This window comes from Roseivivax marinus (genome assembly GCF_900109705.1).
GTDB lineage: Bacteria > Pseudomonadota > Alphaproteobacteria > Rhodobacterales > Rhodobacteraceae > Roseivivax > Roseivivax marinus.
This window is the reverse complement of record NZ_FOAI01000007.1, coordinates 162,510-175,019: the sequence shown is the minus strand read 5'-3', so window position 1 is coordinate 175,019 and position 12,510 is coordinate 162,510. Positions and strand designations below refer to the sequence as shown.

Here is a 12,510-nt window from a genome sequence, read left to right as displayed (position 1 = left end):
CTTGCGCGGACCTCACAACATCTGGCGGCTTGTCCGCACCGGCGCCACGCTCGAACGCACCGGCGCCATGCGCGTGGTGCTCGATGCTTTCGACGCGCCGCGGCCGCTGCGCATGGCGGCCCGCGTGCTCGGCTGGCCGTTCAAACCGCTGGGGCACGAGGGTGACATGTCGATGCCGTCGGTGACCCGGGCGCTGTCTGCGCTCGGCCCGGCCTACATCAAGTTCGGCCAGATCCTCTCCACGCGGCCGGACCTGGTGGGCAACGACCTCGCCAACCAACTGCGGGTGCTTCAGGACAAGCTGCCGCCGTTCTCGCGCGAGGAGGCCCTCGCCGCCGTGTCGCGAGAGCTCGAGATGCCCGCGGACGAACTGTTCTCGGAATTCAGCGAACCGATCGCGGCCGCGTCGATCGCGCAGGTGCACCGCGCCACGCTGGCCGAAACCGGCGAGACGGTGGCGGTGAAGGTCCTGCGTCCGGGTGTCGAACGCGCCTTCCGCAAGGACATCGACGCATTTTACCTGGCCGCGAATTCCATCGAATTGTTGTCCCCGTCGTCGCGTCGCCTCCGGCCGCTGGATGTCATCCAGCACTTCGAGGGCGTCGTCATGGGCGAGCTGGACCTGCGCCTCGAAGCCGCGTCCGCCTCTCAGTTCGCGTCGAATACCGCCGACGACGAGGGGTTCCGCGTGCCCGAGGTGCGCTGGTTCAGCTCGGCCCGCCGGGTCATGACCCTGGACTGGGCCGAGGGCGTTCCGATGGGCGACAATGCCGCGCTCGACGCCGCGGGCCATGATCGGGCCGAACTGTCCGAGAGGGTGCTGCAACTCTTCTTGAAGCACGCCCTGCGCGACGGATTCTTCCACGCCGACATGCACCAGGGGAACCTGAAGGTCGCCGCGAACGGAGACATCATCGCGATCGACTTCGGCATCATGGGCCATATCGACGAGTATACCCGCCGGGTCTACGCCGAGATTCTCTACGGTTTCATCCGTCGCGACTACGAGCGTGTGGCAGAAGTGCATTTCGAAGCGGGCTATGTCCCCGCCGACCGTGACAGGGACGAGTTCGCCCGAGCGCTGCGAGCCGTGGGAGAGCCGATCTTCGGCATGGACGCCACCCGGATCTCGATGGCCCGCCTCCTTGCCTACCTGTTCGAGGTAACCGAGCGTTTCGGGATGGAGACACGCACCGAGCTGATCCTGTTGCAACGCACGATGGTGGTGGTCGAGGGCGTCGCCAGATCCCTCAATCCGCGCATGAACATCTGGAGCGTCGCGCAGCCGGTGGTCGAGGACTACATTCGCAATTCCATCGGCCCCAAGGCGGTGCTGCACGACCTGCGCGAGACCGCCAAGGTGCTGTCGCGCTTCGGCCCGCGACTGCCAAGCATCGTCGAGGACTTGCTGATCATGCAATCGCGAACCCAGACCCGGGACACCGGATCGTGGTGGCGCTGGCGGCTGGGCTGGACGACCCTCGGCCTGTGCATCGGCGGAGCCTTGGGCGCGGGCATCGTCGGCCTCTTCTAAAGAGCCCGAAATCACTTTCCGATCCGCATCCCCATTACGTCATCTTCTCTGACCTCAGCGCCACTTTCGAGCGTCAGCACAGTACGGCCGCCCTCGTCGAATCGAGCCTCCGCAACACGCCCGTAGACCGCTGCCGGCTGCGACGGGAGCGCGTCGGTCCCGGCAAACCCCTCGACAGCGAAGGAGAACGGCCCCGTTCCCGCCACCGTGCCATCGGTTCTGGTCCCGTCCCAGGTCACGGTCGCCGCAGTCGGATCGACCAAGCCGCGGAAGATTTCCTGTCCCGCCGCGTCAGACACCACCAGGTCGGCGCTTGTGGCGACCTCGGACGGTACGGTTCTTATCGCAACGTCCCCACCGTCGTATCGGGCTGGCGCCTCCGACAGGACCTGGGCTCCAACCCATGATCGCAATGTATCGAGCCTGGATCCCGAGACCGCAGACGAGATGTCGGCGAGCAGATCGTTTGTCATCACTTGCTGTTCCACGTTGGAGAACGTCGCAAGCTGGGTGGCGTAGTCGGTCGCGTCCAGCGGGTTCAGCGGGTCCTGATTCCGGGCCTGAACCGTGAGCATTCTCAGGAACGTATCGAAATCCGACGCCAGCGCACTGCCGCGGCCAGCAACGTCCGGCATGGGGGCAGCACTCGAAGGTGCAACTGTCGAGGCGGTCCCGTTCGGGTTCACTGAAACCATTGCAAGTTCCTCAAAGATAAAGGTTCAACGCTGACGACATGGGCTGTCCGGAGGTCGCTTCGCCTCTCGTGTCTCCATCCTCCGGCGATTGACCATCCGCGTCGTGGTCTTTCGAGGACCGGACCCTGTCCATGTCGCGCTCGGCCCGCTCGCCGAAGTCCAGATCGAGTGCCCCGAAGCCCGCATCGTGAAGTTCGCGTTGGAGCACGTCCGAATGCCGGCGCAGCAAATCCAGCGTATCCGGCCGATCGGCAATAATCTGGACAACCAGGGTTCCGTCACCCCCCGAAAGCTTGAGCCGTACCTGTCCAAGCTCTTCCGGTCGAAGAGTGACCTCGACCGGCCCTTCCCTCAGATTCCCGGCCACGTCCACCAGCTGCTGAATCACAAGTCCCGTCTGGGACGGAGCCATGCCATGCCCGCGCGGCGCACCCCCGGGGACAACTTGGTGGGGCGCGTCGCCCGGCTTCGACGAAACATGACTGTGAATTGCATCTTCGCGTGGATACCGATCCAAGCCCAGGTCCGCCGAATTGAGATCACTTTGCCCTTTGCTTTCGACAATCAAGGCCTTCTGGTTGACCAATCCGTCGAACTGATTGTCCGGCAGTTCAGTGGAATCTGCGTCGCTCCTTGAACTGGAGACGCTCGCAGATGCATTCTGCCGGCCTTCTTGGGATGAGGAGACCTTGGGTGAAACGATGACCGGGTGGCGTTCCCCTACCCCCTGAAGGCTTCTCTCATAGTGGAATTGCATATTTGGAACAGCTTTCCCAGCACGGTCGCCGATGTTTATTTCGCTGTGGCCATCCGAACTGTCAGCGTGAACTTCAAACCTATCACCCGGTACTTGGCGACGGACCTTGACCCAAGAAGCCTGCCCCCCGAACTCTGCAGCAGTAGCATCGCTCGAATGCGCAGGATGCAGAACCGCACCCCCCTCTTTAGAAACCTGCAACTTCAGATCACCAATATTTACAGGATTGCTAGCGACTGAATTGACAATGACACCACGCAAACCTTCAGTACTGTAGACACCTGTCTCTCGGCCAACCCTAAATTTCTGCGCACCCTCTTCGAGCACAACGGCGCTATGTCTGTCCAAATCGGACACTTCCCGCTCCGCTTCCAGCACGCTGGCGGCTCGAGCCAATCCAGTCTCGGAACGCTCCATAAATCCAGTTGAAGTGACACTGTTAGGTGCACCCGCTGCCTCGCTCCACTGCACCTTCGTGTCTCTCAACTGGCTAACTAATTTAGCCTCACCCCCACGGTAGAAGCTTATCCTGATCCCTTCACTCTCTATTTTTCCAAGACGGAAAAGACGCTCGATTTCGCTTAACCCCACCCCGGGTATTTCAAGGTTTTGACGATCTGCGGCGTGAGGAGAATGCACAAGCGCATGGTTCACGGGCGGCTCCTGACCCAATCGACCAAGGTCTTCACCGCTACTCTCATGCCATCCACCGTGAACAGGTTTTAAACCGGATCTATTCTCCAGCTTTTCTCCGAGCGGACGAGCATCTCGACCACTAAGGGAAATATCATCAGAAATGGGGAAAGTGCATTCCCTCATATCGACTCCGTCGATCCGGAGCGATGAAGCTGAACCAATAACTGGAGCCCAACCACCAAGCAACTTATACACTTTTTCCTGATGCTCATCAGGAAATCCATTCTCTAAACGTGATACCACGAAAGCTCCCCCCCAATTGCGCTAGCGTTCGAGACAGAAGGAACGTTCACACATTTAGAGGTTGGCACGCCGGATGGGAAATCACGACTGGAGGGTACGGTGTCGGACCAAGCCCCCAAGTTGGAATGCAAAGCATCGCACTCCGAAAAAGGCGATGAGACACGATCAGGGCCCTCACCTTTGATCGAAGGATATGAAGCGAAGCCTTCCCCAATATCGACCGGCACAGATCTTCTTAACCTACTTGCACCTCGCTCCAGCGAAGCTGCAACAAGATAAAATTTACCCTCTTTCTCAATTACCACCCCCACGCCCTCAGCGAATTGCATAGAGTGATCTCCTCCCCCCACTTCCCCCTCGAGATGGAGCGATAGCGCACTTAATTCGGAGGTAATATTTTCGCGGTCGGCGTCATGTACTTCCTGACCTCTATTTCCTGAGATAGGTAAATGCCCCCCGCCCCTCCTAATTGAACAATTCGAGTTCGACCAAACTCGGAAAATATGAGAGTTTGGCCTTGCGGTTTCATTGTCATCTCGATTGGAAGGTTCCTTCGGGCCTCCCTCGTGGGAACCAAAAAGATTGGCGTCATCGTTCGCGTGTCCAGACTGCTTATCCTTTGGAGCATTTCCACCCTGGAAGATTTTATCAAACTCGGAAGGTCGAGCGTTCTCCGCATCGCTTACCTTCATTGCTGTGCTTAGCGAGCCTGCCCTTACAGATAGGTAGTCAACCATCAAGAACTCCCTCAGAAGTCACCTCTTTGGCAGGTATAGCTCTCTTTCCTTACTGATTTTTTACCGCAGACATGCATCCTTTGGTCATGAGCCACCTCAAGTCGAATTTCACCCTCGCGCCCCGCGAAACACATCTCAAGCTTCAGAATACTCGCAAGTTAGCGGCCGAAGCCCTCGAAACTCATTTTCTTTCCGAGATGCTCAGGGCCGCAAAATTCGGCGAACCGAGAGCATCATTTGGGGGTGGAGCGGGCGAGGAACAGTTCGCGTCGATGCTTCGTGACGCGCATGCTCGCACGCTAACCGAGCATGGGGGCATCGGTTTAACTGAGCATATTTTGAGAAGTCTTATGGAGAACTCCCATGACCAATCTCTGCACGCATCGCGTCAAGGAACTCGAGGACCTACTCGACCGTGAACGCGACGCCCTCATCGACGGAGATTTTGACGAGATAGAAAGACTGCTGGCCCGTAAGAGTGAGTTGCTGCATGCGATCGGGACCGATGAGAATGTGAAGGCCGCGGAACTCGAGATCACTAGGAAAAAGATTAGCGCGAATCGTACCCTGTTCGACGAGGCTCTGACTGGCATCCGCTCGGTATCGGCACGTCTCGAGGCACTTCGCGCACTCAGAGGCGGCCCCGTAACCTATGACGTGCGTGGACAAAGCTCACGACTTGACAGGATTGCCCCCGGAAGACTGGAAAAACGCTCCTAACAAACTCATAAAATCGTCGAGATTTTCCACGAGAGCATTAGCCGGGTGTTAACTCGCGCCGCGCAGTATGCACCCCGTCCGCAAGGACAAAGCGGGTCGGCGAAGAGCCACGTCCGCCACGGTCAGAACGGCCTTGGAGTGCCGCCGCATGGCGGCTTGTACACCGTCGCAAAATGTGACCGAACCGAAAGGTCTGAACCATGGCGACCTTCCAGGCGCCGCCGTGATGGCCATCGCCACCGACGATCTTCTTCTTCTTGATGATGATCGGCGCACCGTCTGCGTTGCCTGCCATTGGCCCCAAGCTCCCACTCGTCACGTTCACCCAGTGCCGGGGACGCGCCCCGGCCTCACGGGGCCTATTGATCGCGGAAATGGGCTCAAACTGCGGCGCGGGCGCCGGATCCGCGCGGCAAAATGAGTGCACGGTTAACACGGTCTTTCCGGGACGCATGGACAGCTTCGGTCAATCCCCGATAGAAGGGCAGTCGACACCGGAACGGGCGGACGAGGGCACGCGATGAGGGCAAGAGGGATCATGCAGACGACGGCGATGGCGCTCGTGGTCTGTTCCATCTCGGCGGGCACCGCCTCGGCACAGGGGCAGGAGCAGCTGTCGCCGCCACTGCTGCAATATCCGCAGGAGCGTGTGCCGAGCTTCAACGCCTACGGCCTGCCGGGCCTCGTGGACATGCCCACGGCCGAGATGGCGCCGGATGCGAGCTTCGGCGCGACCGTTTCGCATTTCGGCACCACGACGCGCGCGACGCTGAGCTTTCAGGTCCTACCGCGCGTCATCGGCAGCTTCCGTTACAGCCTGCTCGAGAATTCGAACCTGCCCGGCAATCGCGACGGCGACTACTACGACCGCAGCTTCGATTTGCGCTTTCAGCTGCTGAAGGAAGGCACCTACCTGCCCGACCTTTCGGTGGGTCTGCAGGACTTCATCGGCACCGGTCTCTACGGCGCGGAATACGTCGTCGCCACGAAGGAGATCTTCCCCGGCGTCCGCGTGACCGGCGGCGTCGGCTGGGGCCGGCTCGGCAGCTACCAGTCCTTCGGCAGCACCGGCACGCGCCCGTCCAACGACGTCGGTCGCGGCGGCACAGCCGACTACGAACGATTCTTCCGAGGCGACGCGGCGGCCTTCGGCGGCCTGTCGTGGGACATGACCGACAACTTGCGCATGAAGGTCGAATACTCCTCGGACGACTACGAACTCGAGACCACGCGCGCGACCGGCTTCGACCGGAAATCGCCGTGGAGCGTCGGCGGCGACTACGTCTTCCGCAACGGCAACCAGCTGTCGCTCTACTATGCCTATGGCAGCGAGATCGGCGCGCAGTTCACCGTCCTGACGAACCCGCGCACCGCTCCGGTTCCGGGCGGCAACGAGACCGCGCCGGTGCCGGTGTCGCCGCGGCGCGCCGATCAGGCCGCCGACCTGGGCTGGACCACCCAGCCCGCCCGTCAGATGCAGGTGCGTGAGGCCCTCGGCGAGGCGCTCGACGATCAGGGCATCACGCTGGAAGGTCTGTCGCTGGAGGCCGACCGGGCCACCGCGCGGATCATCAACCGTCGCTACAACGCCGCGCCGCAGGCGATCGGGCGCACGGCGCGCCTGATGTCGCGGGCGCTGCCGGATTCGATCTCGGAGTTCGTGATCGTGCCGACCACGGGGGGCGTGCCCTCCTCGGCCGTGGTGATCCGCCGCGGCGATCTCGAGCGGCTGGAATTCGACGCGGCGGACGCGATCTATGACCGCGTTGCGGTGGTCGATGCGATCGGCCGCACACCGCCGGTCTTTGCCGACCAGTATCCCAAGTTCAATTGGTCGCTGGCGCCCTACTTCCGCTACTCGGCCTTCGATCCCGACGACCCGCTGCGCACCGACTACGGCGCGCGCCTGTCGGCCTCGCTCGAGATTGCCCCGGGACTGGAGCTTGCGGGCGCCGTGTCGCAGCGCCTCGGTGGCACCATCGACGAGGCCACCTACAGCGCCGACACCCAGCTGCCGGCCGTGCGCACGGCGGCGCCGCTCTATGCGCGGGAATCGGACACCTCGCTCGACCGGCTGACACTGGCCCATTACGGGCGGCCCGGAAAGGACCTCTACAGCCGCGTGACCGCTGGCTACCTCGAGCGCATGTATGCCGGCGTCTCGGGCGAGCTTCTGTGGAAGCCCGTGGACAGCCGTCTCGGCCTCGGTGCAGAGCTGAACTACGTCCGGCGCCGCGATTTCGACCAGGGCTTCGGCATCCAGTCGAACATGACGCCCTCGGGCGAGATCCCCGAGTTCAACGGCCACGTCTCGGCCTATTACGACCTTGGCTACGGCTTCCACACGCAGCTTGACGTGGGCAGCTACCTTGCCGGCGATGTCGGCGCGACGCTTTCGGTCAACCGCGAGTTCGCCAACGGCTGGCGCGTGGGGGCCTACGCCACCAAGACCGACGTCAGCGCCGACGAGTTCGGCGAGGGCTCGTTCGACAAGGGCATCCGTATTTCGATCCCGCTCAACTGGGCGCTGGGCTCGCCCTCGCGCCGCGCCGAGAACATCACGATCTCGCCGATCACGCGTGACGGCGGCGCCAAGCTTGGCGTGGGCGGACGCCTCTACGGCCGCGTCCGCAGCGACCACCAGCCCGAGATGGCAAAGACCTGGGGACGGTTCTGGAGATGACAATGCGCCCGACCAAGACCCTCCGCCGGCGCGCCATCGCGGCGCTGGCGGCCGCTGGCCTGCTGGCCGCCTGCTCGACCGAGAAGGAATCGGTGAACGCGCTCGACGTGTTCGGTGAGCTGCGGGCCAAGCTGTCCAACGCAAACCCGCCGCCCTTGAGCGAGGCGCAGATCCGCCAGAGCCTTGCCACGGTGCCGGGCCCGATCCGCTTTCTCGAGGTCGGCAATCGCGGCGGGCAGGCCCTGATCGCACCCATCGGCCAGAACGGCGACTACGTGACGTGGGCCAGCGCCGGCGGGCAGAACGTCGTCTTTCGCAACGGTTTCGCGGTGCAGAGCCGCGGCCTCGGCGGCGACCTGATGTCCTCGGACGAGGACGCGCTCCTGCCGCTGATCCGCGCGCGTCAGCAAGGCACCGCACCCTACGTCATGCGGTTCCTGTCGGGCGACAACGACACCATCGTCTACAACTATACCTGCAATGTGCTTCCACGCGGCGCCACCGACTACGTGGCGGGCGAGATCAACGGCAACGCAACGGCCGTCGAGGTGCATTGCGTCAGCGAGACCGGCCCAGATCACGTGTCCAGGTACGTGGTGTCTTCGGATGGCTACGTGCTGTCGGGCGAGCAGTGGTTCGGCCAGCTGACCGAGACGCTGACCTACCGCACGCTGCGCTGACGGCGCCCGAGCGGCAGCTTGCGCCAGACCGTCGCCACCATCAGCCGTAGGTCGTAGCAGAACGACCGGTTCTGCGCGTAGATGCCGTCGAGCCGGGCCTTTCGGGGCACGCAGCGGCGGCAATACACGGCCTCGGTTTCCTCGGGAGTGCGGCAGGCCTGAAGCAGGCGCTCTTCGGTACCGTGATAGGCCAGCGTGGCAAGTCCCGTGACACCCGGCCGGACCTGCAGAACCTCGGCATAGAGGTCGGGAAACAGCTCGACGTAGCGGCGCAGGGGCGGCCGTGGACCGACAAAGCTGATGTCGCCGCGCAGGATGTTCCAGAGCTGCGGCAGCTCGTCCAACCGGGTTTGCCGCAGGACGCGCCCGGTCGCGGTGATCCGGCTGGCCTTGTCGCCGCCGGACACGCCGCGATCCGCCTTGTCCGTCCGCATGGTACGGAACTTCCACAGCAGAAAGCCCTGCTCCGGCGTCTTCATGCGCTCGGCGCGGTAGAGGATCGGGCGACCGTCCCGCAGCAGGATGGACAGCGCGATCCCGACGATCAGGGGCGACAGCAGCAGGCCGAGGAACAGGGCACCGGCGATGTCGAAAACCCGCTTGGCGGCACTCATGAGGTCTGCTCCGTAGCGGAATCGAGGGCGGGGGCGTAGCGCGCAAGCCGCGCGGGGGAGGCCGCCGCGTAATCGAGCGGGCAATGGCGCGAAAGCCGTTCGGTGTCCAGCGCCACGCAGGCCGCAGCGCCTTCGGGCGCCTCGCGCCAGGCAACCGCGCGCCCCGCGGCGCGGGCGATGTCCGCCATCGGCGTCGCCACGGGCGCTGCTGTGTTCAGAACCGGCGAGAGGCTCTGCGCGTCCGCCGAAGCCAGCGCCGCGAGAATCCGGGCGAGGTCCGCCGGATCAAGGTAGCTGCGCCGCGGCCCCTGCCCGTCCGGAAACCGGTCCAGCGTCACCGTGCCGCCCTGCGCCATCGCGGCGAAAAGGCTGTCGGCGCCTGCCACGTTCCCGATCCGCAGGCAGACCGCGCGCGGTCCTCGTGCACCGGCCAGCGCCGCTTCCATCTCGGCCTTTGCCGCGCCGTAGAGCGAGACGGGGTCGGGGCCGTCCTCCTCCCGCAGCGGGTCAAGGCCGGGACGATAGACCGCTCCGGACGAGGCGTGGAGGACCACCCGCGCCCCGGTCGCAGCGCCGATCTCCTGCGCCAGGAGCGCAAGCCGGGTATTGTCGGCGAGGTCGCGTCCCGGCCCCGGGGTCACGCCCCAGAGTGCGGCGACCGCATCGACCCGCGGCAGCCGGTCGAGCGGATCGCCCGGCGCCCAGTGCAGGCCCGCGCGCCCGTCGCGCGCCACCGGCACCAGCCGCGCGGCCTCGCCGACGGCCCCGGCCCAGCTATCGCGCAGGAGAGTGCCGACCTTGCCCGAGGCGCCAAGCAGCAGAATCTCCGGCGTACGTCCGCCGTCCTGAGACATTTTTGGTCCATTCGCTCTGGAAATTACCGGCCGTCTGTTTAACACCGGCACAGGCGTCTAATAAAGTGACGCGGTCGGCAATTCCGGGGGATGGTGCAGTGACGAACCAAGTCAGACGGATCGCCGCGCTGTTTGCGCTGGTGCTTCTCGCGGCGTGCAGCCTTCCGCGCGGGGCGGCGCTGCAATCCGAGGTGCTCTCCGAACAGAACAGCCAGACGCCGACCTTCCAGGTCGTGCCGGTCACGCGCGCCAACATGGCCGCGATCGAGACCTGGCCCGCCACCGGCGGCTTCCGGTCGTTCAGCTGGGTCGGCAAGACCGGCGCTCCGGACACCACGATGATCGCCACCGGCGACATGATCGACCTGACGATCTACGACGCCGAGGAAAATTCTCTGCTCACCAACGCGGCCGAGACCTCGACGCGTTTGCAGGGGCTCGAAGTCGACAACAACGGCATGATCTTCGTGCCCTACGTGAACAACGTCCGCGTGGCCGGCCTGTCGCCCTCGGGCGCGCGGCAGACCATCCAGCGCCAGATGGAGGTCGTCGTGCCGTCGGCGCAGGTTCTGCTGACGGTGCAGGAAGGCCAGGGCAACTCGGTCGACCTCGCCGGCGGCGTGGCGCGGCCGGGCACCTACCCCATGCCGTCGCGCAACTACTCGATCATGAGCCTGATCTCCGCCGGTGGCGGCATCGTGAACGCGTTCGAGAACCCGGTGGTCAAGCTGCTGCGCGGCGGCTCCACCTACGAGATCTTCGCCAAGGACCTGTTCAGCTCAGGCGCGCGAAACACCACGTTGCGGCCGCGCGACATCGTCGTGGTGGACGAGGACGACCGCACGTTCACCGCGCTCGGTGCGTCGGGCACCGAGGACCTGATCTCGTTCCCGAAGCCGCGGGTCTCGGCGATCGAGGCGATGGCACTCATGCGGGGCCTGCAGGATTCGCGCGCCGATCCGCAGGGTGTGCTGGTTCTGCGGGAATACTCATCTGCTGCGCTGCGGGCCGACGGCACGGGACCGAACCGGCGCCAGGTGATCTTCGCGTTCGACCTGACCTCGGCGGATGGCCTCTTTGCCGCGCGGAACTTCAACATCTTCCCCGACGACACGGTGCTCGCGACCGAATCGCCGGTCACCCGGACGCAGACGATCTTCAGCCTGTTTGGCTCCGCGCTCGGTCTGACGCGGCAGGTCTCGACCACGGCGAGCGGGATCTGATCCGGGCCCGGGGCGCTTTGACGCCCCGGCGCACTACAGCGATGCCGCGACGCGGAAGCCTTCGGGAATCGTGTCGCGGCCCTCGAGCACCAGCTCGGCCATGACCTCGCCCACCTTGGGCGCCATCCCGAACCCGATCTTGAACCCGCCATTGGCGAGAAAGTGACCCGCGCGGCCCGGCCACTCTCCAAGAAGCGGCGCCCGGCTGCGCGCCCGCGGCCGCACGCCGGCCCAGCGTTCGACGACCTCGGCGCCGGCCAGCAGCGGCAGCACCTCGACCGCCCTGTCGACCAGGGCGTCGGCCTGCGCGTCCACCGAGGTCGGATCGTCGAAATCCCGCTCGCTGGTCGAGCCCACGGCCACGGTGCCATCGGCGTGGGGAATGACGTGCAGTCCGCCGGCAAAGACCTGCGGCACCTCTCCGGCATCGTGGCGCAGGAGCACCGCCTGCCCCTTCACCCCGGTGCCCACGGCACGTCCGGCGTCGTTCGTCACCGCCGCCAGCCCCTGCCAGCCGGTCGCCCAGATCACGGCGCCGCGGTCCGGTGCCTCCGACACGATCTCGACGCCCTGCACCCGCAACGCCGCCGCGAGCGCCTCGCAGGCGCGGCGGGGGTGGATGCGGGCCGAGAGCGTGTCCCGGATCAGCCAGCCCGATGGCGACACCGGAGCAAAAAGCCCGCCCTCGTCCATCGGGATCACCTCCCACCGCGCGGCATCGCCCCAGAGCTGCGCCGCGCTGTCGGCCCGGGCACGCGCCAGCTCCAGCGGTAGGCCGTCTTCGACCGGCTGCAAGCGGCCGAGTCTCGCGTAGCCTGTATCGACGCCGCCGGTCCCGGCCACGTCGCGCCAGAGCGCCTCGGCCATCAGCAGGCTGTCGAGCTGGAACGCCTTCTTCTCGTTCCACTGCTCGGGCACATGCGGGGCCAGCGCGCCGACGATGCCGCCGGACGACCCGGCGCCGACGCCCCCAGGATCGACCACGCGCACCCGCGCCCCGCGGCGCACGCAGGACCACGCCACGCTCAGTCCGAAGATACCCGCGCCCTTGACCGTTACATCCATGCCCGTCAT

General features: G+C 64.8%; 11 protein-coding genes and 1 pseudogene. 6 read left to right on the top strand and 6 right to left on the bottom strand.

The window, feature by feature from the left end; translation table 11 throughout:
* Position 1: 1 nt before the first annotated feature.
* Entirely contained in the window at positions 2–1,534 is a 1,533-nt protein-coding gene (gene ubiB / locus BMX29_RS10875) for a 2-polyprenylphenol 6-hydroxylase (protein ID WP_092812644.1), read from the top strand.
* 11 nt (positions 1,535–1,545) lie between these two features.
* Here the strand turns inward: ubiB and BMX29_RS10870 are convergent, their stop codons facing one another.
* Positions 1,546–2,229, bottom strand: a complete 684-nt coding sequence (locus BMX29_RS10870) for a flagellar hook capping FlgD N-terminal domain-containing protein (RefSeq protein WP_092812641.1) — start codon at positions 2,227–2,229, stop codon at positions 1,546–1,548.
* Between the two features lie 10 nt (positions 2,230–2,239).
* Entirely contained in the window at positions 2,240–3,925 is a 1,686-nt protein-coding gene (locus BMX29_RS10865) for a flagellar hook-length control protein FliK (protein WP_139196981.1), read from the bottom strand.
* A gap of 808 nt (positions 3,926–4,733) precedes the next feature.
* Here BMX29_RS10865 and BMX29_RS19815 point away from each other — a divergent pair.
* Positions 4,734–5,081, top strand: coding sequence for a rod-binding protein (locus BMX29_RS19815; RefSeq protein WP_342342387.1), 348 nt, complete (start codon positions 4,734–4,736; stop codon positions 5,079–5,081).
* Positions 5,026–5,382, top strand: a complete 357-nt coding sequence (gene flgN / locus BMX29_RS18815; RefSeq protein ID WP_139196979.1) for a flagellar export chaperone FlgN — start codon at positions 5,026–5,028, stop codon at positions 5,380–5,382. Before BMX29_RS19815 ends, flgN begins: the two co-directional genes overlap by 56 nt.
* Positions 5,383–5,584: 202 nt before the next feature.
* On the opposite strand, the pseudogene BMX29_RS18810 reads toward flgN, so the two are convergent.
* Positions 5,585–5,677, bottom strand: a pseudogene (locus BMX29_RS18810) (chemotaxis protein MotB); the annotation flags it as partial.
* A 243-nt stretch (positions 5,678–5,920) separates the two neighbouring features.
* Here BMX29_RS18810 and BMX29_RS10850 point away from each other — a divergent pair.
* Together BMX29_RS10850 and BMX29_RS10845 are read left to right on the top strand one after the other, a co-directional pair.
* Complete coding sequence (locus tag BMX29_RS10850; protein ID WP_092812632.1) at positions 5,921–8,065, top strand: YjbH domain-containing protein; 2,145 nt, start codon at positions 5,921–5,923, stop codon at positions 8,063–8,065.
* A gap of 2 nt (positions 8,066–8,067) precedes the next feature.
* On the top strand, positions 8,068–8,745 hold the full coding sequence (locus BMX29_RS10845; RefSeq protein WP_175471175.1) for a YjbF family lipoprotein: 678 nt from the start codon (positions 8,068–8,070) through the stop codon (positions 8,743–8,745).
* Here the strand turns inward: BMX29_RS10845 and BMX29_RS10840 are convergent.
* Positions 8,727–9,359 (bottom strand): sugar transferase, encoded by a 633-nt coding sequence (locus tag BMX29_RS10840; protein ID WP_092812626.1) that lies wholly within the window; start codon positions 9,357–9,359, stop codon positions 8,727–8,729. The genes BMX29_RS10845 and BMX29_RS10840 overlap by 19 nt on opposite strands.
* Positions 9,356–10,213, bottom strand: a complete 858-nt coding sequence (locus BMX29_RS10835) for an NAD-dependent epimerase/dehydratase family protein (protein ID WP_092812623.1) — start codon at positions 10,211–10,213, stop codon at positions 9,356–9,358. Before BMX29_RS10835 ends, BMX29_RS10840 begins: the two co-directional genes overlap by 4 nt.
* Positions 10,214–10,311: 98 nt before the next feature.
* On the opposite strand from BMX29_RS10835, the gene BMX29_RS10830 reads away from it, so the two are divergent.
* The gene (locus BMX29_RS10830; protein WP_240092943.1) at positions 10,312–11,436 is read left to right on the top strand and encodes a polysaccharide biosynthesis/export family protein; all 1,125 of its coding nucleotides are present in this window, start codon (positions 10,312–10,314) and stop codon (positions 11,434–11,436) included.
* A gap of 33 nt (positions 11,437–11,469) precedes the next feature.
* On the opposite strand, the gene BMX29_RS10825 is transcribed toward BMX29_RS10830, so the two are convergent.
* Positions 11,470–12,510 (bottom strand): NAD(P)/FAD-dependent oxidoreductase, encoded by a 1,041-nt coding sequence (locus BMX29_RS10825; protein WP_092812620.1) that lies wholly within the window; start codon positions 12,508–12,510, stop codon positions 11,470–11,472.

What these genes read in the sequence shown, in the direction of transcription:
- BMX29_RS10870 (WP_092812641.1), bottom strand. Translation starts at nt 2,229, where the DNA reads ATGGTTTCAGTGAACCCGAACGGGACCGCCTCGACAGTTGCACCTTCG.
- BMX29_RS19815 (WP_342342387.1), top strand. Translation starts at nt 4,734, where the DNA reads ATGCATCCTTTGGTCATGAGCCACCTCAAGTCGAATTTCACCCTCGCG.
- flgN (WP_139196979.1), top strand. Translation starts at nt 5,026, where the DNA reads ATGACCAATCTCTGCACGCATCGCGTCAAGGAACTCGAGGACCTACTC.
- BMX29_RS10850 (WP_092812632.1), top strand. Translation starts at nt 5,921, where the DNA reads ATGCAGACGACGGCGATGGCGCTCGTGGTCTGTTCCATCTCGGCGGGC.
- BMX29_RS10845 (WP_175471175.1), top strand. Translation starts at nt 8,068, where the DNA reads ATGCGCCCGACCAAGACCCTCCGCCGGCGCGCCATCGCGGCGCTGGCG.
- BMX29_RS10840 (WP_092812626.1), bottom strand. Translation starts at nt 9,359, where the DNA reads ATGAGTGCCGCCAAGCGGGTTTTCGACATCGCCGGTGCCCTGTTCCTC.
- BMX29_RS10835 (WP_092812623.1), bottom strand. Translation starts at nt 10,213, where the DNA reads ATGTCTCAGGACGGCGGACGTACGCCGGAGATTCTGCTGCTTGGCGCC.
- BMX29_RS10825 (WP_092812620.1), bottom strand. Translation starts at nt 12,510, where the DNA reads ATGACGGGCATGGATGTAACGGTCAAGGGCGCGGGTATCTTCGGACTG.